The sequence below is a fragment of the Nocardiopsis akebiae genome (assembly GCF_018316795.1).
Taxonomy (GTDB): domain Bacteria; phylum Actinomycetota; class Actinomycetes; order Streptosporangiales; family Streptosporangiaceae; genus Nocardiopsis; species Nocardiopsis dassonvillei.
In genome coordinates, this window is record NZ_CP074132.1 from 2,791,078 (window position 1) to 2,815,011 (window position 23,934).

At 72.1% G+C, this 23,934-nt stretch carries 16 protein-coding genes; 12 read left to right on the top strand and 4 right to left on the bottom strand.

The genetic code is table 11. The features are described from left to right. The first annotated feature begins 93 nt into the window (after window positions 1-93). Together KGD83_RS12060 and KGD83_RS12065 are read left to right on the top strand one after the other, a co-directional pair. Complete coding sequence (locus tag KGD83_RS12060; protein WP_212643848.1) at window positions 94-1,743, top strand: hypothetical protein; 1,650 nt, start codon at window positions 94-96, stop codon at window positions 1,741-1,743. Window positions 1,744-1,848: 105 nt separating this feature from the next. After that, window positions 1,849-3,252 (top strand): purple acid phosphatase family protein, encoded by a 1,404-nt coding sequence (locus KGD83_RS12065; RefSeq protein ID WP_212643849.1) that lies wholly within the window; start codon window positions 1,849-1,851, stop codon window positions 3,250-3,252. 122 nt (window positions 3,253-3,374) lie between these two features. Here KGD83_RS12065 and KGD83_RS12070 read toward each other — a convergent pair whose 3' ends face one another. Further along, complete coding sequence (locus tag KGD83_RS12070; RefSeq protein WP_212643850.1) at window positions 3,375-4,517, bottom strand: epoxide hydrolase family protein; 1,143 nt, start codon at window positions 4,515-4,517, stop codon at window positions 3,375-3,377. A gap of 63 nt (window positions 4,518-4,580) precedes the next feature. On the opposite strand from KGD83_RS12070, the gene KGD83_RS12075 reads away from it, so the two are divergent. After that, window positions 4,581-5,543, top strand: a complete 963-nt coding sequence (locus KGD83_RS12075) for a helix-turn-helix transcriptional regulator (protein WP_249352290.1) — start codon at window positions 4,581-4,583, stop codon at window positions 5,541-5,543. A gap of 148 nt (window positions 5,544-5,691) precedes the next feature. On the opposite strand, the gene KGD83_RS12080 is transcribed toward KGD83_RS12075, so the two are convergent. Continuing rightward, window positions 5,692-7,929 carry an N-6 DNA methylase gene (locus KGD83_RS12080; protein ID WP_212643852.1) on the bottom strand — a complete coding sequence of 746 codons (2,238 nt, stop codon included), beginning with the start codon at window positions 7,927-7,929 and terminating at the stop codon, window positions 5,692-5,694. 264 nt (window positions 7,930-8,193) lie between these two features. Between KGD83_RS12080 and KGD83_RS12085 the strand changes: the two genes are divergently transcribed. From KGD83_RS12085 to KGD83_RS12125, 9 genes are all read left to right on the top strand, one after another. After that, a complete protein-coding gene (locus tag KGD83_RS12085; RefSeq protein WP_212643853.1) occupies window positions 8,194-8,901 on the top strand; it encodes an MgtC/SapB family protein in 708 nt (235 codons plus the stop codon). Window positions 8,902-8,968: 67 nt separating this feature from the next. Next, complete coding sequence (locus KGD83_RS12090) at window positions 8,969-9,985, top strand: SEC-C metal-binding domain-containing protein (protein ID WP_212643854.1); 1,017 nt, start codon at window positions 8,969-8,971, stop codon at window positions 9,983-9,985. Window positions 9,986-10,149: 164 nt separating this feature from the next. Beyond that, window positions 10,150-10,860 (top strand): Crp/Fnr family transcriptional regulator, encoded by a 711-nt coding sequence (locus tag KGD83_RS12095; RefSeq protein ID WP_212643855.1) that lies wholly within the window; start codon window positions 10,150-10,152, stop codon window positions 10,858-10,860. Window positions 10,861-10,974: 114 nt separating this feature from the next. Continuing rightward, complete coding sequence (locus KGD83_RS12100; RefSeq protein WP_212643856.1) at window positions 10,975-11,820, top strand: hypothetical protein; 846 nt, start codon at window positions 10,975-10,977, stop codon at window positions 11,818-11,820. Further along, entirely contained in the window at window positions 11,810-13,846 is a 2,037-nt protein-coding gene (locus tag KGD83_RS12105) for a protein kinase family protein (protein ID WP_212643857.1), read from the top strand. Before KGD83_RS12100 ends, KGD83_RS12105 begins: the two co-directional genes overlap by 11 nt. After that, window positions 13,843-14,604, top strand: coding sequence for a hypothetical protein (locus KGD83_RS12110; protein ID WP_212643858.1), 762 nt, complete (start codon window positions 13,843-13,845; stop codon window positions 14,602-14,604). The genes KGD83_RS12105 and KGD83_RS12110 overlap by 4 nt, the downstream gene beginning before the upstream one ends. A gap of 412 nt (window positions 14,605-15,016) precedes the next feature. Next, window positions 15,017-18,163: a HelD family protein gene (locus KGD83_RS12115; protein ID WP_212643859.1), complete on the top strand. Its 3,147-nt coding sequence runs from the start codon at window positions 15,017-15,019 to the stop codon at window positions 18,161-18,163. Window positions 18,164-18,338: 175 nt separating this feature from the next. Then, window positions 18,339-19,349 (top strand): SEC-C domain-containing protein, encoded by a 1,011-nt coding sequence (locus KGD83_RS12120; protein ID WP_212643860.1) that lies wholly within the window; start codon window positions 18,339-18,341, stop codon window positions 19,347-19,349. 271 nt (window positions 19,350-19,620) lie between these two features. Next, entirely contained in the window at window positions 19,621-20,286 is a 666-nt protein-coding gene (locus tag KGD83_RS12125; RefSeq protein WP_249352292.1) for a hypothetical protein, read from the top strand. Here the strand turns inward: KGD83_RS12125 and KGD83_RS12130 are convergent. Further along, a complete protein-coding gene (locus KGD83_RS12130; protein WP_212643861.1) occupies window positions 20,240-21,301 on the bottom strand; it encodes a hypothetical protein in 1,062 nt (353 codons plus the stop codon). The two genes, KGD83_RS12125 and KGD83_RS12130, sit on opposite strands and share 47 nt — an antisense overlap. Window positions 21,302-21,517: 216 nt before the next feature. Further along, window positions 21,518-23,932 (bottom strand): ATP-binding protein, encoded by a 2,415-nt coding sequence (locus KGD83_RS12135; protein ID WP_249352294.1) that lies wholly within the window; start codon window positions 23,930-23,932, stop codon window positions 21,518-21,520. Window positions 23,933-23,934 lie beyond the last annotated feature (2 nt).

Sequence of the window (23,934 nt, forward strand, 5' to 3'; positions counted from 1 at the left end):
CAGGTGCGGGCGAGGTCACGCTCCGTCCCCCCGGCACGATAGGAAGGGAGGGCGCAACCGACCGAACGCACCCACACGGACACGGAGCCCCGCATGACTCCCCAACCTCCCGGCCCCCTGGAGCAGGGCGATGTCCTCCAGGACCTCGCCGGGCGACTGGTCGCGGTCGTCCCGGAGGGCTGGCAGCAGCTCACCTACCTGGCCAGGGTGATCGGCGCGTACCGCGCCGACATGCTCGCCGTCCAGGAGGCGGACGGCCGGGTCCGGCAGCTGGAGGTGCCCGGCGGTGTCGGCGGCCTGGTCGACACGCTCAAGCGGTCCGGATTCCAGGAGGGCGCGGGCACCTGGCTCTCCATGGTCCTCTCGGTCCACCACTCGCACCGGTTCAACGTCGAGTACAACCACGACACCGAGCCCGACCTGCCGCCCGGGACCAGCCCGCTCGTCTACGACCAGGAGCTGGAGCGCTTTCCGCGCGCGCACGACCGGATCCCCGACTGGCTCGGCGCCCGGCTGGAGCAGGCGCGCGAACTGGAGCCCGAACGGACGCGCGAGGAGTTCGGCGCGGCCCTGGTGCGGGCGTGCGAGCGGGAGGGGCTGCGCGCCGTCTTCCTGCCGCCGACCCGCCTGCGCGTGTTCGACTTCGGGGGCGCGGTCCTCATGGAGGCCGACATGGGGGACACCTTCGACCAGGCCGTCATCGCCGCGGAGGAGCAGCGGACCGACCTGGCCGCCCGCTTCGCCGACTTCATGGCCGGCGCCGCGCGTGAGCGGGAGCAGGGGGCCGACGGGTCCTCCGCCGAGTCGCCCTCCACCGGTACGGGGGACGCGGAGCCGACCGGCGCCCCCTCCGCTCCGGACCCCGAAGACACGGTGGCCGTCTCCCTGGCGGCGGCCTTCGCCGCGGCCGGGGTCGGCGCCGCCTTCCAGGGAGCCGACACGCTCGTCGTCACGCTGACCGACGGCAACCACGCCAGCGCCGACATCAGCGGACTGCGCTCCGCGCTGAGCGGGGCCACCCCCGAGCAGATCGCGCACAACACCGCCCAGTTCGCGCGCACGTCCGTCGAACAGCTCAGCCAGGCCACCGGGCAGGGCGGCGGCGACACCGACGGACGGCTCCGGGTTCGCCTCTACCCCGCCTCCGCCTTCCCCGAGGGTGCGCTGGAATCCCTCCTGGCCCGCGAGGTCGCCCCCGGGCTGTGGCAGACCGTGGTCGTGGACGCCGCCGACTCGCTCAGGCCGTTGCCCCGCCAGGTGCACGAGCGCTCCGGCCGCCCCGACGGCGAGGTCTTCGCCGAGGCGGTGGCCGCCTCCGTGGCCGAGACCGTCGAGGTCAGCGAGCGCGAGCTCGACGGGGCGCACATCGTGCACATCGGCGGCCGGCACCCCTACGCGGCGGCGCACGCGCACGCCCTCGACCGCTACCTCGGCGACCTGCCGCACGGCGCGCTCGTGGCCTTCCCCGTCCCCGAGGTGCTCCTGGCCCACCCCCTGGGACAGGGCCACCCGATCGCGGCCCTGGACCACATGCAGCAGATCGCCGAGCGGTTCACCGCCGACGGCGACAAGCCCGTCAGCGCCCAGCTCTACTGGTGGCACCCCGGCTCGGGCTCGCGCGAACAGGGCACGCCGCCCGACCTGCGTCCCGTGGGGGCCAGGATCGACCACGAGAACAGGTCGGTGGAACTGCTGACCTCCGACGAGGAGTTCGGGCCCATGCTCGACTCCCTGGTCGGGTAGCCGGCCTGGTAGACCGGGGGAGCCGTCGCACGGGGGGCTCCCCGCCGCCCGCCGCCCCTTCGCGCCAGCGGCGCCGGTCCGCCGTCAGAAAGGACAGTCCTCCTCATGCCCGACGCTCCGTCCCGCGCTCCGCGGCCCCGCCCGGCGCCGTCCCGATCCCCGCGGGGCCGCTCGGCCGGGTCCGGCCCGCTCCGGTCCCGCTCCGCTCCCTTCCGCGCGTTCGCGGCCCTCGGCGGCGCGGTCCTCACGGTCGGGCTGTGCGCATGCGCCCCCGAGGCCCCGCCCGAGCGGCCCGTCGACCGCGTCCTGCTCTCACCCACGGCCGACCCCGGCACCTCCCAGACCGTGACCTGGCGCGCCTACGGTGCGCGGGAGGCCTTCCTGGAGATCGGCCCCGAGGACGAGTCGGCGGAACCCGTCCGGATCCAGGGGCGGGCCACCGGAGGGGAGGAGCCCGGTTCCACCTTCACGGCCACGGCCACCGGCCTGGAACCGGACACCGCCTACCGCTACCGGATCGGTGCGGACGGCGAAGGCGGTGAAGTAGCCGGAGGGGGCGGCGGGGGCGGTGACGCGGGCGGAGCGGTGAGCGACTGGCGCACCTTCACCACCGCCGCCGAGGGGGCCGAACCCTTCAGCTTCCTGTACTTCGGCGACATCCAGAACGACATCACCGACGAGGCCGCCCCCGTGGTCGGGGCCGGGCTGGAGGCCGCGCCCGACGCCGAGCTGGCCGTGCACTCCGGCGACCTGGTCGACTCCGCCGACAACGGCTCGGAGTGGGACGAGTGGTTCGACGCCTTCGGCCCGGCCGCAGGAAGCATGAACCACGTGGCCACGCCCGGCAACCACGAGTACGACGGCGGACTGAGCGAACACTGGGTTCCGCAGTTCCGCGGCGCGGGCAACGGCCCCGACCGGGGCGCGGACCTGGCCGGGACGGTCTACCACACCGACTACCAGGGCGTGCGGTTCGCGGTGCTCAACTCCAACTACCGCGAGGTGCCCCCGGAGGAGGCCGAGCGGTGGCTGGACACGCAGCGGCGGTGGCTGGAGCGGGTGCTGGCCGACAACCCCCAGGAGTGGACCGTGGTCACCTTCCACCACCCGGTCTTCTCCGCCGACCCCGACCGCGACAACGAGCCGCTGCGCGAGGCGTGGCTGCCGGTGCTGGAGGAGTACGACGTGGACCTGGTCCTCCAGGGACACGACCACTCCTACACCCGGGGCAACGTGGCCGAGCACCGGACCGGCGACCCCGGCACGCACACCGGCCCGGTCTACGTGGTCGCGGTGACCGGCCCCAAGACCTACGACGCGGCCGAGGGCAACTGGACCGACCACGGCGCCGAGGTGCGCGTACAGCGCACCGACACCCAGACCTTCCAGACGGTCTCGGTGGACGGCGACACCCTGGAGTACCGGTCCAGCACCGCCGACGGCCGGCTCGTGGACTCCTTCACCATCGTCCGGGACGGGGACGGCAAGCGCGTCACCGACGGCTCCTGAGGCGCCGTCCCCGTCGCACGCGCCCTCGGGACGGCCGGTGCCGCCCGACCACGCCCGGGCGCACGCCCGGGCGTGGTCGGGCCTTGAGCGGGTCTGCGCGGCCCGCGGGCCGCGACGCGCAGTCAGGAGACGCCGCGGAAGAAGGCGCGGATGTCGTCCGCGAGCAGCTCCGTCGCCTCCATCGCGGGGAAGTGACCGCCCTCGGTGAACTCGCTCCAGTGACCGATCGCCTTCCGCGGGTCCACCGCGCGGCGTATGAGCGGGTGGGCGTCGAACACTGCCCATCCGGACGGCACGCCGGAGGCCGTGACCAAGTCGGTTCCGGAGTGCGCGGACTCGTAGTAGAACTGCGCGCTCGACGCGCCGCTGCGGGTGAACCAGTACAGGCTGATGTTCGTGAGGAGCTGGTCGCGGTCGACCGTCTCGTCCGGCGTCCGGTAGGAGCCGTCGGCCCCGGTCTTGAACTTCTCGGCGATCCACGCGAGCTGGCCGACCGGCGAGTCGGTGAGCGCCGCGCCGATCGTGTCGGGGCGGTGCTCCTGCATCGCCAGGTACCCGCGCTCGGCCGCGTCCTCGGCTCGCACCGCCTCGATCTGGGCGGTCTCCTCATCGGACAGACCCTCGGGGTAGGGGAACTTGTCGCCGAGCAGCCCGAGCCACCGCGGGTCGCTGCCGATGTGCGTGCCGATGACGCGCTCCGGGTGGAGCGACGCGAGGCGGCCGGTGGTGCCCGCGCCGATGTCGGTGCCGTGGGCCGCGAACCTCTCGTAGCCCAGACGCGTCATGATCTCGGCGTAGGCCTCCGTCGTCCGTGCCAGCTCCCAGCCGGTCCCCGAAAGCGGGGTGGAGAACCCGAAGCCGGGCGGCGACGGGACGACCACGTGGAACTCATCGGTCAGCAGCGGGATGAGCCGCTGGTACTCGACGAACGAGCCCGGCCAGCCGTGGTTCAGGATCAGCGGGACGGCCTCCGGGTTCGTCGACCGCACGTGGACGACGTGGAACGTCTGGCCGTCGACGGCCGTCGTGAACTGTCCGTACCCGTTGAGCCCCTCCTCCTGCGCACGCCAGTCGAACCCGTCGCGCCAGTACTCGGCGAGCTCCTTCAGGTACACCAGCGGGACGCCGCGGCTGAAGTCGGTGCGGTCGTCCCGGCCCGGCACGGGGAGCGGCCAGCGCGTGTGCGCCAGCCGGTCGCGCAGGTCGTCGATGTCGGCCTGGGGGACGTCGATGCGGAACGGTGCGAGTGCGTTGTCCTCGTTCATGGGACCGACGTTTCCAGGCAATGCGGCAGGGGGGCTTCCGCGATCGCCGAGATGATGGGGAACATGTTGCAGACCTCCGCCCGCCTGCTCGAACTGCTGTCACTGCTCCAGCTCAAGCGCGGCTGGACGGGCTCGGAGCTCGCCGGTCGGCTCGGTGTGAGCACCAGGACCGTGCGCGCCGACATCGCCAGGCTGCGCTCGCTCGGCTACCCGGTGGACGCGCGTCCCGGTGTCGCGGGCGGGTACCGGCTGGCAGCCGGGACGGCGATGCCCCCGCTGCTGCTCGACGACGACGAGGCCGTCGCCGTCGCGGTCGGACTGGGTGTGGTCGCGACGCGGAGGCTCGGCGTCGAGGAGACATCGCTCACCGCGCTCGCGAAGCTGGAGCAGGTGCTGCCCTCGCGCCTGCGCCGACGCGTCGAGGCGGTACGCGAGGCGACGAGCGTCGTTCCGGGGACCGAACCGCCGCTCGACCTGTCCGTCCTCGGCGCTGTCGCCGCCGCGGTCCGCGGCGGCGAACGGCTCCGGTTCGGATACGCCAAGCCCGGGGGCGGCGAGGCGGCCCGCCACACCGAACCGCGACGGCTGGTGAGCTGGGGGCCGCTCTGGTACCTGCTCGCGTGGGATCTGGACCGTGACGACTGGCGGATCTTCCGTGTCGACCGCATGGTTGCGCACGCACCGACGGGTGCGCGGTTCCGGCCGCGCGCGATCCCGGGGGACGACGCCGTCGAGTACGTCGTCGGAAGCGTCGGCAAGGCGGCCTGGAAGTACCGCGCCCGGGTACTCGTGCACGCCCCCGCCGCCGGGGTCGCCGCGAAGATGCCCGTCCCGGTCGATATCGAGGTGGTCGACGAGACCACGTGCAGCGTCGAGCTGGGTTCGGACGACCCGGACCGGCTCGCGCTGTGGATGACGCAGCTGGACGCCGACGTCGAGGTGATCGACGGAGACGAGCTCGCGGCGGCGTTCGACCGCCTCGCGGCGAGGCTGCGCCGCGCGGCGGGCGGCGCGTCCGCCACGTGAATCCCGGCCGACGGCCCGGTGCGGGGCTCGGCCGTCCGCGCTCCGCCTGCCCGTGTCCGCACGTGTCGGACCGACGGAACCCGGGCGGTTGCCGGGGTCCGTCGCGACGCCCCTGCCCGAAGGAGCGGGCCGGTGCCGCCCGCGGATGCTAGGAAGAGGTCTCCCACCGCCCGGCGACCAGGTCGACGGCCTGGTCGGCCAGCTCCTCGCCCCACCCCCGCAGCTCCAGCAGCGCCTCCCGGAACCGCGCCACCCTCCGGAAGAGCTCCCCGTAGCGCCTCTGCTCCTCCACCGGCAGTACCGGGAGCCGCATCCGGGACGGGTCGATCCTCAGGTGGCCCCGCATGCTGCTGCTCATCCGGGTGATGTTCCGGCTCTCGCCGGAGCTGGTGACGAAACCCGCCAGGAACCACGGGTCCACCGCTCCCGGGTTCGTGCGCACCACGTACAGGCCGCCGCCGGGGTAGGCTCCCGCGTCGTCCCCGGTCGCCACCCGCGCGGCGGGCCTCGGCGCCACCGCCGGGATGAGGACGTCGCCCTCCTGGATCGGCGGGTTGCGCATCGGGTCGGCGTCCACCTCCTCCGTGCGCGAGGCCCCCAGCCCGCGGGCCACGTCCTCACCGGTGACCACCCTGGCGCTGGTGCGCGGGCCCGCCTCCTCCGCCGAACGCCGGGCAAGGGGCCGCCGGATCGTCACCGACCCGGCCCGGGCCAGCTCGCCGAGCGTGACCACCCCGACCGCCTCGCCGCCTGGCTCGACCCGCGGCGCCTCGGGCAGGAGCGTGCGCAGCGTACGCAGCGCGCCCTCCAGGCGCGTGCGCCGCTCGGCGAACAGGTCCAGGCCGCCCGCCGAGGCGCGCGGAACCGGAAGGCGCGCGCGGGGGGTCAGGTCGACGTCCTCGTCCAGCAGGTCGGCCACCTCCAGTGTCCGCGCCGTCCCCGGGTGCTCGTCGAACCCCTCCGGGTCGGCCAGGTACTCCCGCCACAGCCGGTCGATCCTGCCGAGCACCTCGCCCGGCGGGCAGGTCTGCCCGGGCTCGTGCGGGGCGGTGTCCACGAGCAGCACGGGAGCGGGGACCGCGTCCCGCTCCGGTCGGCGCAGCACCCACAGCTGGAGGGGAACGGCGTAGTGGGCCGCGAAGCCGGGCGGGAGCGAGACCACCGCACGGAAGGCACCCGCGCGCAGCAGCGACCGGCGGATGCGCCGCCCCGAGGGGCGCTGGGCGGCCCCCGGGGGCATCAGCACGACCGCCGAGCCGCCCGGCCGGACCAGGGACAGGCAGTGCTGGACCCAGGCCAGGTCGGACTCCAGGCGCGGAGGGACCCCGTACGTCCACCGGGGGTCCTCCGCTAGCTCCTCGACTCCCCAGTTGCGCTCGCCGAAGGGCGGGGCGCACACGACCGCGTCCGCGCCGTCCGCGCCGTCCGCGCCGTCCGGTGTGCTCGGGGCGAACGCGGGCAGGCGCAGCGCGTCGGCCACCCGCAGGTCCGCCTCCCCGGTCAGGGCGCCGGCGAAGGCCAGGCGCAGGGCGGCCAGCCACACCGAGGCCGCGTCCCGGTCCTGCCCCAGCAGGGCGCGCCGTCCACCGCGCGCGGCGGCGAGCAGCAGCCCGCCCCGCCCGCAGGCGGGGTCGGCCACGGTACCGGCGGGACCGTCCGCGTTCCCGGCGCCGTCCTCCTCCGGGGCCGCGGTCTCCTCGGGGCCGGTTCCGGGGTTCCCCGCCCCGGCGTGCTCGTCTCCGCTGTCCTCGGGGGCGGACCCTGCGTTCCCGGTTCCGGCCAGGAGCACCATGAGGTCGGCCAGCTCGGGCGGGACCGTGTGCGAGCCGGAGGGGGCGCGCTGGTCCAGGCGGCTGAGCAGGCGCTCGAAGGCGTCCCGCGGATCGCTCTCCCGCGCGGCGCGCACCGCCGCGTCGGCCAGCGGACCCAGCTGGGCGTCCGGCACGGGTTCGGGGCGGCGCTCGGACAGAGCGGCCAGACCCGCGCCTTCCAGGAGATCCTCGAAACTCCACCGCGCGTGCACCGCCAGCGCGGATCCGTCCCGTTCCCCGGCTTCCCCGGCGCCGCGCTCCCCGGCCTCGGGGTCGCGGCTCAGGTGCCACAGCAGCACCCCGGCCTGGACGAGCACCGCGTCGACGGGGACGGAGCCGCGCAGGGAGTCCAGCGCCTGCCACAGGCGCTGGTCGGGGTCGATGCTCGGGGTTCGGCGGTGGGTGGACAGCCACTCCTCCACCTGCCCCAGGTCGAACCGGGGGCTGCGGTCGGTGCCCCCCACCGGTTCGGGGAAGTCGTCGTGGCGGCGCCGCCAGTTGCTCACCGCCGTCGGCTTCACGCCCGCGATCCTGGCGATGTCGGCCGAGCTCACCTCCACCTCACCGGTGCCCATGGCTTCCCCACCCGTCCGGGACGACAGCAGACCGGTCACGACTATACACAGGCGTCGGGTGAAAACCCTGTTCGCGGGCTTCTGATCTGGGGGGCTGTGGTGGTTGGGCGGCTTCACAGGAGTGCGGGTGTACGCGGGGGAGGAGCGGGTAGCCGTGTCCAGTATCCGGTGAGGTGGGCGTGATGTCGCGTACGTGTCGGCGTTCCGGCACCGCGCGGGCCCCTCGGAGCGGACCGGACGGGCGACCTGTGGGGGAGTGGGCCGATGTTGGAATGGTGGGAGGCCGCACTCCGGCTCGGCTGCGCGTTCGGACTGGGCGCGCTGGTCGGCGTCGAACGCCAGTGGCGGGCGCGGATGGCGGGCCTTCGCACCAACGCGCTCGTCGCCGTGGGGTCGGCGCTGTTCGTCCTGCTGGCCGCCTACGCCGTGGACGAGGTCAGCCCCACGCGTGTCGCGGCCCAGGTGGTGTCGGGCATCGGCTTCCTCGGCGCGGGCGTCATCCTGCGCGACGGCATCAACATCCGCGGCATCAACACGGCCGCGACGATCTGGTGCGCCGCCGCCGTGGGAGTCCTGGCCGGAAGCGGCGTCTACCCGGTCGCGGCGATGGGCGCGGTGGCGGTGGTGGCCGCCAACGTCCTGCTGCGCCCGGTGGCCCGGCGGCTGCAGAAGAGTTCGCCCGCCAACTCCAAGGACGAGGAGACCGTTTACCGGATCCGGATCGTGTGCACGAACGTCCAGGACCCCCACGTACGGGCCCTGCTGCTCCAGGCGCTGGCCGAAACCGAGTTCACACTGCGCTCCTTGGACTGCCGCCACTTGGACGAGGACGAGGACCTGGTGTCCGTGTACGCCGACGTCTTCGCGGGCGCACGCCAGGACGAGGCCGTGGAACAGCTGGTCAGGAGGCTCAGCCTGGAGCCGGAGGTCTCGTCGGTGCGCTGGCGGGAGCTGGACGAGGACGCCGAGTGAGCGCCTCGGCCTCCCGGTTCCGGGAAACGGGTCGTCCGCCGTTCCGGCTGCTTCTAGCCTGGTGGCCATGAACGACCACGCCTCCTGCACCGCCACGGCCGGTGATGACACGCCCCTGACGGCCGCGCTCCGGGGACTGGACCTGCCCGGCCGCGTCCTGAAGGAGCTGGCCGCCCACCCCGACGACACCGGCGAGGTCCTCATGGACTCCGCCGTGGAACTGCGCCGTGCGGGACGCGACGACCAGGCCCGCCGCCTGCTGGAGACCGTGCGCGAGCACCCTCCCACCTCCGAGGACGGCCAGTACGCCTCCGTTGAACTGGCCGACCTGCTGCGGGAGAGTTCGGACCCGCGGGCCAGGGCGGAGGCGGAGCGGATCACCTCCGAACTGCTGCGCCCGGGCCACCTGGACGAGGGGCCCGCCGACCTGCTCGGCGAGGACCTGCGGGAGCTGGAGCGCTGGGACGAGGCGCTGCGCTGCTTCAACATCGCCGCCCGGCAGTTGCTCGCCGAGCCGCCGGAGGAGCTCGCGGACGAGGACGACCTCTCCCTGTCCCCGATCGTCAACCGCCTGCTGGCGCGCATGAAACTGGGCCTGCCGCACGACGGCCACGACGAGGTGGCCCTGGCCGTGGCCCAACGGCAGGCGCAGGGCGCTCTGCGCCCGCCCTACGGGGAGGAGGGCTGGCCGGAGGAGGACGGCCCGGACCGGGATGTGGAGGCGCTCTACTCCCGCGCGGCCTTCGACGGGGCCCGCGCCCGGGGACTGCTCGCGGGGCGGGCCGCCGAGCACGACGCCGACGCCTACTACCGCGCCGCCGAACGGAGCCTGCGCGAGCGCGACCGCGAACACCCCGGAACGCCGCGGAGCGTGGTACTGCACGGCGTGGAGGACGTCGTCGAGTTCGCCGAACGCTCCGGCCAGGACCCGGCGGACGACGACACCGTCCGGACCTGGGCGGACCGGGAGGTCACCGCGGACGACCCGAGGCTGCGGTCCTGGCCGCCCGGCCGCAACGAGCCCTGCTGGTGTGACTCGGGGCGCAAGTACAAGAAGTGCTGCGGCTCACCGTCCAACCGGTGACCCGCGCAGCCTCCGAGGCCAAGGACCCACGGGCGCTCTTGGGCTCCCTCTGAAACCGGACCTTGCCGGTGGTGGCCGGACCCGGCCACCACCGTGCCCGGGCGGACACGACCGGTGAGAATCGCCCTGCCGGTCGCAGCCCCGGGAAGAGGAGAGTCGCGAGCGTGGACAGGCACGGCTTCGGAGGACTGGTCACCGACGAACAGTGGGAGCGGTTGACCGCGTCGGCGGTGACACGCAGGTTCGCCCGGGGGGAGGCGCTCCTGCGACAGGGCGAGGTCGGCGGAGGGGTGCACCTCATGCTGAACGGCCGCGCCAAGGTGGTCTCCATCAGGGCCGACGGATCCTGCGTCCCCCTCGCCTTCCGCACCCGCGGGGAGATGCTGGGGGAGTCCGTCCTCGCCGGGGCCGAGCGCCCCAGGAACGCCACGGTCACGGCCCTGTGCCCGAGCACGACCGCCTTCCTCCCCGCGGACCGCTTCCGCAGGGTCGTCGACGAACTCGATCTGGGAAACGCGCTGTGGCACAGCGCCCTCATGCGTCAGGACGAGGGCGACCGCCTCAGGGTGCAGCAGTCCTCCCTCCCCGCCGACCGCAGGCTGCCCGCCGCCCTGCTCCACCTCGCCTCGGTGATGGGCGAACCCCTCCCCGCGCCCCTGTCCGAGGACGGCGCACCGGTCACGCGCGGATGCCTGTTGGGGGTCCCTCTGGCCCAGAGCGAGATCGCCGGATTCGCGGGCATGTCGCGCACCTCCCTCCACCACGCCTACACCTCCCTGCGGGAGCGGGGCGTCATCCGCACCGGACGGCAGTACGTGGCCATCCTCGACCTTGAGGCGCTGGAGGCCCTGGCGGCCGGAGGCGAACCGGTGTGACAGCCGACACTCCGCGCCTCCTGTGTTCAGAACTGAACACCACGGGACGCGTGCGCCGGGGAGTGTGGTCCCGTCCGGCCAGAGAGAAGGCCCCGCACCCCCGAGGAGTCCCCGGTGGAGATCGACCTGTCCCGCATCGGCAAGAGCGAGCCCCTCCCTCCCTACCGCGCCGTGCTGGCGGTGGACATGGAGAAGTTCAGCGCCAGCAGCGCCCGCCACCAGCAGTACATCGGCCGGTTGATACCGCAGGTGTTGGAGGAGGCGTTCACCCGCGCCGACATGCTCCCGGTGTGGAAGGACGCGCGCTTTCCCCGCCACAGCGGCGACGGCTACGTCATGGGAGCCGAGCCCGAGCACCTGCCCTACCTCATCAGCCCCTTCCTGGAGGAGTTGCAGAAGGAGCTGGAACGGACCCAGCCCTACCTCGCCGCCCTCGACCGCAACCTGCGCATGCGGCTGCGCGCCAGCATCGACGTCGGCCCCCTGCCCGACACCGGCGACGGCAGCGGCATCGACGCCATGGGCGAGGCGATGATCAGCACCCACCGGCTGCTGGACTCAGAGCCCGTGCGGCGCGAACTGGAGGCCTCCGACCCCGACACCACCCTGCTGGCCACCATCGTCTCCCGCCGCGTCTACGAGGACGTGGTGCTCGGCGGTTTCGCCCCCGTCCGCGCCAGCCGCTGGCGGCCCGTGCACGCCTCCGTCCCCTCCAAGGACTTCCAGGCCGAGGGCTACCTGTTCGTGCCCACCCCCTCCTGGGTTCCCGGCGCGCAGGCCGAAGCCGAGGCGGCCCCCGAGCCGGAGCGGAGTCGCCCGGCCGGGCCGGCCCCCGCCGCACCGGGTGGGACCGCCCCCACCACGGGCAACAGCGTCGGCCACAACGACCGCGGCCAGGTGGTCCAGGCCGGAACGGTCAACGGCGGCGTCTCCTTCGGGGGCATGACCGATGAGCGCTGACGGGGTCGAACAGAAGGAAAGTCCGCCGGAGGGCGGTGACGCCCCGCCCTCGGAGAACGAACCGTCTCCTGCGGGCGAGGAGGAGGGGAAGGCCCAGAGAAAGTCACCCTGGGGAAACAAAATCAGAAGGAACCAGGGACAGGCAGTCAACGCCGCGCGTATCGACGGAGGCGTCCACTACCACGAACACATCGGAGAGGGGGCCACACGCCGTCTTCGCCACGCAGCCAGGGTCTCCGAGGAACGACTGAAGGAGATTCGCGACACCTTCTGCCCCAGAGACGCCGGTAAGTACGCCCTCTTTCAGGAGGAACTACGGTCGCGCGGTACGGGGGTCATAACGGGAAAACCCGGAACCGGCCGTGCCTTCACCGCCGTGCACGCCATGATCACCTGCCGCCCCGCGAATCCTGTCGAAGAGTTGTCGGTCGACCCGACGGAGAGGGATGCCGGGGTCTCCCTCATCAATATCGACTCCGAGCACTCGCGGTTTCTCGACCTGACACCTTTGGGAGCGCCCACGCCCACCCAGAGGATCGCGCTGCGGTCACTTGCGGATGACGCTCACAGAGCCGGTGCGCTCCTCGTTCTCATCGCCTCTCCCGGACAGCGTGAGGAGTACCTGACGGAGTATCCGGTGTGTCTGCACATCGATGCCCCCGCACGTGCCGTCGACGTCTTCCAGAGAGCCATGGAGAAACGGTACGGCGCCGAGATCGTTGACCACTGGCTGCGTGACCCCGGTGTCCGGGACGCCCTTGAGGGGGCCGAGCCCGCCCGGGCCATCAGACTCGCGCAGGAGGCATTCCGGCTCCGTTCCTCGTATGAGGACGAGGCCGACTGGATCAAGAACGTCCTGGAGGACTACGACGACACGACCGAGGAACTCGCGCGCTGGTTCACCCGTCACGACCTTGAGAAGGAGTTCCGACGTGTCCTCCTGGCCACAGTGGCCCTACTCGAGGGTGGGGACCGCACAGTGGTCGTGAGTCAGGCGCGTCGCCTGGCCCAGGAGTGGTACATACCCTCGATGTGGCGGACACCCATCTCCGGAGAGGGGCTCACCGCTCACCTGTGGGAGATCGGGGCCCACGTCCGTGAGGACCGCGTTCACTTCAATCGTCGCATGTTCGGTGACGAGGTCCTCGACTACCTCTGGCGGGAACACCCGGAAACGCGTGTCTCGGTCCAGGAATGGGCCGCTGAGGCCGTCACCGAACTCGACGCCCCGCCACGAGCGGAGGCGGCGCGACGGTGGCTGCGGCTGGCGCGGCGTCATCGCGACACCACGCCCGTACGAACCCTTATCGACCGCTGGGGAAACTCCAGTTCCCTCATGTGGGCTGCGATACCGGTGATCGCCGAGGCCGCGGTCGCACCGGAGTTCGGACCGCAGGTGCGTGAACTCCTGTACCGCACCGCGCGGTCGTGGGGAGTCAGTCTGAGGGACCGTACCGTCCTGGAGGTGTGCAGGGTCTACGGCAGGGTCCAACCGGCCACCGCTCTGACCAGGGTGCGACTCATCGCGGAGAAAGTGCCCGCTTACTGGGATGAGACCGTGCTCCAAGCTTTGGAGGACATCTCCGGGGAACCGGAGAACACCGCCGTGGTGCTGGGGACGTTGGTCGACTGGACCCAAAGGAAGGAGCGGGGACGCCGGGCGAACGTTGCACGTCTGGCCCTCTGCCGATTGTTGGGTGCCACCGACGGTCCCGTGCCGAGGGTTCTGGCCGCACTCGACCGGGGTGAGGCGGCATCGGACGATCTCGTCCGCGCCTGGCACGCGGCCTCCTACGCCGGTAGTGAGGCGGGCCGTGCGCTGTGGGCATGGTTCGACGCCCTAGCGGACACTCTGGGTAGACCCGGCGGAGCTTTCGAAGTCCTTCGGGAGGCCGCACACGGGCATGACCGTGTACGCCTCGAACTTGTTCGTTGGGCCCGACGGTGGAAACACGCTCACACAAGAAGGGCCCCGGCCCTTGAGGAACTGCTGCGCACCCTGAGCGAAGGCGAGGAGACACGATGACGGAACGCCGAGGTGAGGGCCGTGGCCGGAAGGTGCCGGTATGGAGTGTCGCCTTCCGCCCCCCGGACGAGACACGGACCTTCCAAGCCCGTGTGCCCTCCAGTGCCGAGGGGATGTGGTTCGAAGGCGCCTTCGAGGTCACGGTCTCCTGGAACGGGTCGGGTGTCGCTGCGCGATCGCGAGCCCTGGCCAGAATCCAGCGTGAACTCATCAGAGTCGCCGCTGAGGTCAGTGCCGGTTTCGCCTTGGGAGACCGGGGAACCGCCGAAGCCGACATCGCCTGCGCTGTCGCGGAGATGAAGGGGGTCCACGAGGAGGCGGTACGCGAGGTGGCGGTGTCGGTGACCCTGACCGTCGACGACGAGGACATGGCACTGGACCGCGAACGTGAACGCGTGGGGCCCCACAACGAGGTCCGCAAGGCACTCCACCAGGCACGGATGGAGCGTGTCAGGGAGCTGCGCCGTGACGTTCTCAGCGACCCCCAGATCGCTCGGGTCTGGTGGTACGAGCAAAATCCCAATCTGCTGCACGACATCGAGGAAGCGGGAGCCGCCCTCGACGCCATGGCCACACCGGGTGGAGAAGCTGAGGAAACCGAAGGGGGCAGGGCGGACGATCCAGTTCTGGACGCCTTCCTGTCCGGGCTGGAGGAGTGGGAGGTCCCTCCGGTTCTGGAGAAGCTGGCCATCCTCCTGGAAGGTTTCGAGCGCCGCGACCTGGTTGAACGCCTTCGGAACAGGTGGCCGCAGGACTGACTCCAGACAGGTGGGCCATGGGCGCTGACATGGGCGTCCGTGGCCCGCCGTGTGCGGGCTGCCGTGGCTTCCTCAGGCCTGGTTGCTCCGTCCTGTCCCCTGTGCCGCTACCAGGAAGGTCGCGGTCGAGGCGAGGGCGGGGGGACGGGCGCCTCAGTGGTGTGGCCACACACGGTCACCAGAGTCGAAAAACTTCTTCGTCATCATGGTTGGCTATATTCACAGGAAGATCTATGCTGTCATGAACCTACGGTTTCTGTGAGTGCACACAGCCCCGGCAACCGGATCGAGTTCCGAACGCGAGCCCCCCGGCTCTGCATGCCGACTGTTCCGTGACCGGTCCGACCAGGGTGACGCCAACGCCCCCCGTGGCGCCGCCCACCGCACCTTTCTCCGTGAGGGAGGCGAAACGATGGGGAGCAACGCCCGCCAACGGATCATCGAGCAGGAACAGACCGCTGTGGACCGGGCCCACCGATGTCTGGAACGGCAGCGCGGACAGACCACACGGCTGGCCACCGCCGACGCCGCCGCCAGCGCCAAGGACAGCGTGGCCCAGCACGAGGAGTACGCACGCTGGGTCGCGCAGTACGAACTCGGCGGACAGCAGCTCGTCGTCCAACGCGTGGACCTTCAGGAGGAGAGCGGCGACGAGACCTTCTACGTGGGCCGCAGAAGTGTCCGGGACGAGGACGGGAACGTCTTCGTCATCAAGTGGTCCAGCCCGGCGGCGGTCCGCTGGCGCCGTGAGCGGGGAACCGAGAAGGGCGCGGTGACGCTTCGCCGACGCCTGCGCTGCCACGGCGAACGCGTGGTGGACTACCACGACGAACTCGTCCGCAAGGCCGACGACCCCTCCTCGGAGCAGGCTTCCCCGGCCCAGGTGGCGGCCGCGATCCGGGCCCGGAAGGAGCAGGAGGCGGGCACGGCACAGGACCCGTTCCTCCTCCGGGAACTGGACCGCTCCCGAGACGGTCTCATGCGCGACATCGTCGAGACGATACACCGCGACCAGCTCGACCTGGTCTGCCACGACCGGCCCGGGGCACTGGTGGTCCAGGGCGGTCCGGGAACCGGCAAGACCGCGATCGGCCTGCACCGTGTCACCTGGCTGCTGGACAACGACCACTTCACCCCGGGCCAGATCCTCGTCGTCGGCCCCAGCCAGTACTTCCTCGACTACGTCAGCGAGGTGCTGCCCTCACTGGGCACACGCGGCGTGACCTCGCTGCGCGTCGACGACCTGTGCCCGGGGCGAAGCGGAGGCCACGACACCGCCGAGCAGCACCGGATCAAGTCCGATGCCCGGATGGCCGGGGTCCTGCGCCAGGCGGTCCGCCAGACGGTACGCGCGGGAGCCTGGTCGAAGTTCCTCGACGGCGATCAGCTCAGAATCCGGGTCGATGAGAGCCCCCTGGCCGTGGCCGAGGCCGACATCGAGCGGATCTTCGGTGAGGTGCTGGAGTCGGACGCACCCCTCAACACCCGCCGCCAGCGCTTCACCGACCTGCTCGTGGACCGCATGCTCGACCAGGTCTCCTACCGGCACCGCCGCCAGGGACAGGCACTGCGCCGTCGCATCACGTCCTCCCTGGCCGGTCCAGTCAACGCCACCTGGCCCCGGGTCTCCGAGAACCGCCTCTACCGAAGGCTGCTCGGCGACGCCCAGGTCCTGGGACAGGCGTCCGAGGGCGTCCTCACCGCCGAGGAGCAGTCCGCCCTGTACCGGCCCGCGGCCAACCGGACCGGGCAGGAGTCCTGGAGCAGCGCCGACCTGCTCTGTCTGGAGGAACTGCGGATCCTCCTCAACGGAGACACCCCCGACCGCTACCGGCACATCGTGGTGGACGAGGCACAGAACCTCACCCCCATGCAGCTGCGTGCCCTGGCCCGCCGCTGCCCGAGCGGTTCCCTCACCATCCTGGGCGACCTCGCCCAGTCCACGGGCACGCACAGCCACACCGACTGGGCGGCCCTGACCGACCACCTGGAACTGCCCGACGGCTGGGAACTACAGGAACTCACCCTCGGATACCGCATTCCCAGCCAGGTGATGCACACGGCCGTCCCCGCCGCCGTGGCCGCCTCCGAACTGACCACCTTCCCCGAAACGCTCCGCGAGCCCCGGGACGGGGAGCTGACCATGGCCCGTCTCGCCCCTGAGGACCTGATCGATGGTGTCCGTGAGCGCGCGACCGAACTGCTGGCCAAGGGAGGCGAGCGCTCCGTGGCGGTCATCGCCGACGACGCCTCCCCGTACCTGCAGTCGATCGCGGACGCCTTGGCGACCGGCCCCGCACCCGTCGAGGGCACCGTCCGAGCCCTGGCGGCCTCCGACGTCAGCGGCCTGGAGTTCGACCACGTCATCCTGGTGGAGCCGCGCCAGATATCCGACTCCGGCCCCGGAGGCCACGGACGGCTCTACGTCGCGCTGACCCGGTGCACCCAGACCCTGACCGTCCTGCACACCGGACCTCTGCCCGACACCCTCGTCGACCCCTCCGCCCCCGTGACAGACCACGAGAGGACCTGCACCCGCCACCACGCCGACGGTCAGCGGTGCCGCAACCGCACGAGTTCCCCGGACGGCTGGTGCCGGCAGCCCGGATGCGACGGTTACCGCACCAGGCGGGTCCGGCGCCCGGAGGGCCAGCCGACCGTGCTGGGTTCGCCCGCCGGGCTGGACACCGGAGCCCGGTTGGAGCCCTCCGTACGGGCTGCCACGATCACCGTCAGCGCCGCGGCGCGCGCCCGCTTCGCGGTCCGCCACAGGGCCACGGCCAGGGAGGCCGAGGTGGAGATCCGCGCCATGCTCGGCGACTTCCTGACCGAGGGCCGACAGGCCCGGCGCACGGACGGGTGCTGGCACCTGGAGCGCGACGGCTACCGGCTGGTCCTGGACCGGTCCGCCGCGTCGGTGGTCGACTACCAGACCGTGCACGCCGAACGCAGCTGGGCCCAGCACAGGGCGGGGATCGGCTCCCGGATCTCCCAGCGCACAAGGCACAGCGACACCACCACAAGGCACCGTGACACCGCGACCGAGCGGATCGAGGAGCAGCCGATGAGCGCGCCCACACCACCGGTTCCGCCGCAGCCCGGGCCCCAGGACCCCACCGCGGCCGAGCACCTGCGCCTCTTCCTTGCCGGAATCGCACAGCGGGAGGAGGCCCGGGACCAGAGCGTGTACGGCTTCCTGCGCCACAGCCTCATCGCCGACCTGTACCGGGCGGGGAGCCGACCGGACGACCAGGAGAACGGCGACGTACTCTGCCATCTCTCCGGCCTGTCCGTGCTGTACCGCGTTCTGCCCGAGGAGGACACGGGTTACGAAAGGCTGCGCCGCGAGGCCCTGGAGTTGCTGGAGGCGCGCTGGGCCCGGGGAGCGGAAGCCGACCGGGTGTGCCTCGTCCTCCCCGCTCCTCCCGAGGAGGACTGGTCGGCCCCGGCGCTGCTCGGCGCCCTGGGGGTGTCGGTGATCTGGCGGGAGGCGGACACGTGGCGCGGCGAGAACGCGGCCCTGATCGCCGGGGAGCGCACGCACGCCGACCGGGCCTGAGCCCACACGCCGCACCCACACGACGGCCCCGTTCCCGTGCCGAGAACGGGGCCGTGCGGCCGGTCGAGGACGCGAGCATCACCGGGCAGACCCGCCGTGGGCTGGACGGGTAGGAGGACGGCGCCTTCCGGATAACGAACCGCCCGGGGTTCCCTCGAACCCTAGGCTGGTGGCTATGACCGACCACGATCCCGCCACCACCAGCGTTGACGCGCCCCTGACGGCCGCGCTTCGGAAACTGGACCTTCCCGGCCGACTCCTGGACGACCTGGCCGCCGAACCCGACCGCACGGGCGAGCTCGTCATGGAGTTCGCCGAGGACCTGAACCGCGCGGGACGCGGAGACCGGGCCCGTCGCCTGCTGGGGGCCGTGCGCGATCACCTCCCCACCTCCGAGGACCGCCAGTACGCCTCCGTCGAACTGGTCAAACTCCTGCGGGAGAGCCGGGACGCGGGGGACACCGCCGAGGCGGAGCGGATCACCTCCGATCTGCTCCGCCCCGGCCACCTGGGCGAGGGGCCCGCCCAACTGCTCGGCGAGGACCTCCAGGAGCTGGGACGGTGGGAGGAGGCGCTGCGCTGCCACAACGTCGCCGCCCGCCAGTTGCTCGCCGCGTCACCGGAGGACCTCCAGGACGAGGACGATCTCTCCCTGGCACCGCTCGTCAGCCGTTTGCTGGCACGGATGAATCTGGGTCTGACGCGCGACGCGCACGACGACGTGGCCCTGGCCGTGGCCCAGCGGCAGGTGGAGGGCCTGGCGGGCTTCCCCGGCGACGAGGGCGGGGTCCGGGAGGACGAGGGCCCGCAGGAGAAGGTGGAACCGGTCTACTCCCGCGAGGTCTTCGACGAGGCCTGCGCCCGGGGACTGCTCACGGGGGAGTACGTCGAGCACGGCGCCGACGTCTACTACCGCTCCATCGAACGAACCCTCCGGGAGCAGGACCGCGAACACCCGGAGGCGCGGCGGAGCGTGGCGCTGCACGGGGTGAAGGAGATCGTGGAGTTCGCCGAGCGCTCCGGCCAGGACCCGGTGAACATCGACACCGCCCTTGACTGGGTGTACCTGGAGCTCTCCGCGGACGACCCGAGGTTGCGGGCGTGGCCTCCCGGCCGTAACGAGCCCTGCTGGTGTGACTCGGGGCGCAAGTACAAGAAGTGCTGCGGTTCTCCCTCGAACCGCTGACCGCACACGGCTCCACACGCCGTATGCGCCCGCTCTCCTCGGAGCCTGAGGAGAGCGGGGCACCCCGGCCCCGGGTCCTTGCCCGCCGATGCCAGAGGCCGTGCGAGAACCCTTCCACCAACCTCCGGGCCCCTCCTCCCGCTTCACCGGGGAGAACACCGCATCCCCCATCTGGGGGGCACGGGAGGAAAGCCGGTGACTCGGGTGGACCAACAACGGTCCTGCTGTGGAAAGGCACCTTGCACCATGGTCTCTTTGGCAGACTCGGGACATGGACCTCCGACGACGCCTACGCTCCACTCTCGCCGCGAAGTGCGTGGGTTCGGTTCAGGGGCCGTCCGCGGTGGTCGATCTCAGTTCCCGGGGAGTGGAAACGACGGTCGTCTGCCGCCCGGTGGCCGCCCAGGAGGCGCTGCGACGAAGAGCAGGCCGAACCCTGGGAGACAGGCTCGGGGTGTTCGAGGTCCTGCAGGCGCTCCCCCTGGAGGAGCGGCTACCCCTCGATTCCCTCACCAGCAGGGAGAGAGCCATCCTCCCAGCGGTGCCCGGTTGGGCACTGAGGAGGAGCGACCGGAGCATCCTGAGGCTGGCCGACATACCTGTGCACGTGGATGTGGCCGCCGTGTGGGGCGAAGAGCCCTTCGAAGCCCTTGATCAGGCCTGCCGTCTCGGCCCGGGAGCGCCGCGCATGGCGGTGTGCGAGACTCCCGGGGACGATTTCGAACGGGCGGTGCTGGAGGCCGACTACCACGGCATCGGTCTTGCCGTGGCGCGGGGTGAAGAGGCCCGAGTCCTGGTGGAACCCCGGGTGAGGGCCTCCGAAGCGGAGGCCGCCCTGCGCTGGCGTTTCGCTGAGCGCGTCCACCGGGCCCTGGACGCGCGGAAAGGCCTCAGCCCCCCTCTCCAGCCCAGTACCTCAGCGCACCCGACGGGGTGAACGGACCGTTCGCGCGCAGAAATCGCCCGTTGTACTCGCCATAGCGGTGCAGAGCGCCCGCGCACAGGGCTCTCCACCGGGCCCCGGCCCGCTCGCGGGTGGTCTCACGGCTCAGGTCACTCCACCACCGCGACCAGACAGCCATGTTGTGTGCGTGGGCCTGCGCCGTGTCCGAGTGATCGTGCAGGGTGTTCAGCAGTCGGCCGACTGCGCCGCTGCCCCTCGCCTCTCCCGCCTCGACGCAGGGAACGCAGGTGCAGCGCAGGAGTTCGCCCACGGGCTGCTCGGCGAGCCGCATCCCCCGTACGTAGGCCATCAGGTTCGGGTCCAGGACGTTCGGGCTCCTGTTCCTGGTGAACACCCGTGGGTCCTCCCAGGGCGGCACGGTGTGCCGGGTGGAGGAGGTGTCGCCGATGGACGTGAACGGGGCACCGTGGAGCATCGCGTCCAACCCCGCCAGGTCGGTGCGCAGGAGAGCGGTTTCTCCCGCCTCGAAGACGGTCTCCCTCAACGCCTGTGCTCGGGACGTGGACTCGACGGGATTGCCGCGGGCACCCAGGATCAGCGCCTTGGGGGTGCGTATCCGCTGTAGGAGGGACGCCAGCTGTTCACGACGGCTCAGCCAGAGGGCATCCAGGGGAACAGCCAACACCACATCGGCGGTGTCGAGGGCGTCGACCCGCCTCGCCGCCCGTCGTAGGGCCTCTGCTCCGTTCTCGTCCGCCGTCAGGAAACCGGTCGGTGTCAGGACCAGGTCGGCGCCGCTCATGGTGAGCTGGTGCAGTGTCTCCCTGAGCTGGTCCTCCTCGAAGAGACTGGATTCCCGGAGGAGGAAGGGTGCTTCGGGGGTGGCCACGTGGGACTCGTACGCGGAGGGGTCCAGGACCACGGGGCAGGGGCGTTCGCGGGCTCTGACGAAGTCCCGCACGTGGGAGGCCGCTCTTCGTCCGGAGAAGACCACACCACCGGTGGACGAGGACACCTGCACCAGAGGGGCGTGCTCGGGGCTCTTCACATGGAGTAGGACACGGCCGCGTACGGCGGCCAGTGGATCGGTGGGAGCGTGGTCGAGGGCTGGGGAGGGGCTCGGTCCTGGGGAAGGGGGCACCGCTTCACCTCGGGGTCCGCGTGGGCGACTGCACGTAGCGTTCCCGTGCGCGTACTCCGGGGCACCCGGCTGTCCGCTTCCGGCCACGCATCCGCGCCCGGGCGCCGCGTGTCCGGACGGGCCTCAGCCGCCGTCCGCCCCGCCATCCGGACCAGGCTCCGGTACATCACCCGCCTGCGCCGAGGCCGTCGTGACCTCCCTGCGCAGGTGCGCGGCCCTGGGATCGGTGAACCCCTCCAGGGCCTGCAGCGCCTCACGCCAGTGCCCCCTGGCCGTCTCGGCCTCCCCGGAGGCGGCCAGCGCGGAGGCCAGCCGGTCCAGACAGACCGCCAGCCTCCACCGGTCCCGGTACCTGCGGTACGTGCTGACCGCCTGCCGGTAGAACTTCGCCGCTTCCTCGGGGCGCTCCAGCGCCCCGTAGGCCTCGCCCACTCCCTCGAAGGCCTCGGCCTCGCGCACGTGGTCGGCGATCGCGCGGTGCAGGACCGCCGCCTCGTGGAAGCAGGACAGAGCGTCCTCCGTCTGCCCGAGCAGGACGTGGGTCCTGCCGAGTTCGAGGAGCGCGTACCCCTCCCGGACGGTGTGTTCGAGTTCCTGGGCAAGCTCCAAGGCCTTCTGAATGAAGCCCAGTGATCGGTCGGCCCGGCCGAGTTCCCGCCAGGCCGCGCTCAACGAGGTCAGGCAGGCGAACTCGCTCATCCGGTTGCCGGTCCGCCGGTGGACGTCGATGGCCTGCTCGGCCAGGAGCGCCGCCTCCTCCGGCCTGCCCAGGTCGAGGAGGCAGCGGACCAGGTTTCCCTGGACGATCCCCTCCCAGAGCCCGTCCCCGAGGGCCCTGGCGGACTCAAGGGAACGCTCCAGATGGTCGCGGGCCTCACCGAGCCGGTGCTCGCGCAGGTGGACCAGGCCGATGGCGTTCAACGACATGGCCGCACCGAGGTCGTCGTCCAGCTCGCGCCGGAGCTCCAGAGCACGCCCGTGGTGGGTGATCGCGTCATCGGGCAGCTGGGACTGCAGGCACGCGATGCCCAGGCCCTCCTCCAGGTCGGCCTCGACCGAGGGGCGGTGTTCGCGTCGCACCGTCTCCAGACCGCGGCGGACAGCGGCGGTCCACTCCGCACCGAGGCTGTGGAAGGCGGGGAAGTGCCGCAGGACCAGGGGAAACCGCCAGACGAGGCCGTCCAGATCATAGGCAGCGGCCGTCGCCGCCGCGGCCATCAGGTTCTTCCCCTCCAGTTCGAACCACCGGACCGCGTCGCCGTTGCCGGTGAAGACGGGACTCTCGTGCGCCCCATCGCGCAGCAGCTCGTCCGGTCCGGGACGCCGCAGGTTGGAGTCGACCACCCCGAGCGCGGCGTACGCGGTGCGCAGGTACCAGGTCAGGAGCCGCTCCAGGGCTTCGTTCCGCGGCCCCGGCTCCTCCCCGTCGCGCACCTGGTCCATCGCGTAGGAGCGGATCAGGTCGTGGAACCGGTAGCGGTCCGGGCCGGTCTGCTCCAGAAGGTGGGCGCCCACCAGGGTGTCCAGGGTGCGCCGGGCCCGACGGGCGGGCAGGTCCGCCAGGGCCGCTGCGGCTCCGGTGCTGAAGTCCCGGCCGGGGTGCAGGCCGAGCAGCCGGAACAGGCGTGCGGCGCCCTCTGGCAGGGCCCGGTAGGACCAGGCGAAGACGGAACGGATCGTGCCGGCCTCCTCCTCGTCATCGGTGGCCAGGGCGTCCCACAGCGAGGACTCGTCGCGAAGGTCCTGGATGAGGTCGGCCAGCGGCATGTGGGGACGGCTCGCCGCGCGCTCGGCGGCGATGCGCAGGGCCAGCGGGAGCTGTCCGCACAGCCGGGCGAGTTCGGCCACCTCCTGCGGGTCGTCCTGCGGCCGGTGGCGGACCGTGACGTGCTCCAGGAGTTCCACCGCCTCGGCGGGGTCCAGGGTGCGCAGGGTGAGGCGCTGCGCGCCGTCCCTGACGACCAGGCCGGACAGCCGGTCCCTGCTCGTGACCACGACCGCGCATTCGGAGGAACCCGGCAGCAGCGGGCGGACCTGCGCCGCGGTCGAGGCGTTGTCCAGCAGGATCAGGACGCGTTTCTCGGCCAGAAGGGAGCGGTAGAGGGCGGAGCGGCTGTCGGTGTCGGGGGGAATCGAGCTGGTGGGGACCCCGAACGCACGCAGGAACCGGTCCAACACCTGATCGGGCGCCATGGGCAGCCCGGGGCCGTACCCCTGAAGGTCGACGTAGAGCTGTCCGTCGGGAAAGCGGTTCCGGACCCGGTGCGCCCAGCGCAGCGCGAGGGCCGTCTTGCCCACTCCGGCGGTCCCGGCGATGACGTGGACCGTGGTCTCGGAGGGGCCGTCCCCGCCTTGTTCCGCTCCCCGCACCGGCGTGCTGAGGATCTCGAGTTCGCCGGCACGGTTCACGAACCCGCGTACGTCGCCGGGGAGCTGCCGGGGCACCGGGGTGGGGGAGTGGCCCGACCCGTGTCCGTGGAAGTGGACCCCGCCGCGGACGTCGCGTGCCTGGACCGCGCGGCCGGAGACGTCCGCCATCC

Excerpts from the sequence above, each read along its gene's own strand:
- KGD83_RS12135 (WP_249352294.1), bottom strand. The coding sequence starts at position 23,932 with ATGGCGGACGTCTCCGGCCGCGCGGTCCAGGCACGCGACGTCCGCGGC.
- KGD83_RS12065 (WP_212643849.1), top strand. The coding sequence starts at position 1,849 with ATGCCCGACGCTCCGTCCCGCGCTCCGCGGCCCCGCCCGGCGCCGTCC.
- KGD83_RS12125 (WP_249352292.1), top strand. The coding sequence starts at position 19,621 with ATGGACCTCCGACGACGCCTACGCTCCACTCTCGCCGCGAAGTGCGTG.
- KGD83_RS12070 (WP_212643850.1), bottom strand. The coding sequence starts at position 4,517 with ATGAACGAGGACAACGCACTCGCACCGTTCCGCATCGACGTCCCCCAG.
- KGD83_RS12115 (WP_212643859.1), top strand. The coding sequence starts at position 15,017 with ATGGGGAGCAACGCCCGCCAACGGATCATCGAGCAGGAACAGACCGCT.
- KGD83_RS12085 (WP_212643853.1), top strand. The coding sequence starts at position 8,194 with ATGTTGGAATGGTGGGAGGCCGCACTCCGGCTCGGCTGCGCGTTCGGA.
- KGD83_RS12080 (WP_212643852.1), bottom strand. The coding sequence starts at position 7,929 with ATGGGCACCGGTGAGGTGGAGGTGAGCTCGGCCGACATCGCCAGGATC.
- KGD83_RS12060 (WP_212643848.1), top strand. The coding sequence starts at position 94 with ATGACTCCCCAACCTCCCGGCCCCCTGGAGCAGGGCGATGTCCTCCAG.
- KGD83_RS12105 (WP_212643857.1), top strand. The coding sequence starts at position 11,810 with ATGAGCGCTGACGGGGTCGAACAGAAGGAAAGTCCGCCGGAGGGCGGT.
- KGD83_RS12110 (WP_212643858.1), top strand. The coding sequence starts at position 13,843 with ATGACGGAACGCCGAGGTGAGGGCCGTGGCCGGAAGGTGCCGGTATGG.
- KGD83_RS12075 (WP_249352290.1), top strand. The coding sequence starts at position 4,581 with ATGTTGCAGACCTCCGCCCGCCTGCTCGAACTGCTGTCACTGCTCCAG.
- KGD83_RS12120 (WP_212643860.1), top strand. The coding sequence starts at position 18,339 with ATGACCGACCACGATCCCGCCACCACCAGCGTTGACGCGCCCCTGACG.
- KGD83_RS12090 (WP_212643854.1), top strand. The coding sequence starts at position 8,969 with ATGAACGACCACGCCTCCTGCACCGCCACGGCCGGTGATGACACGCCC.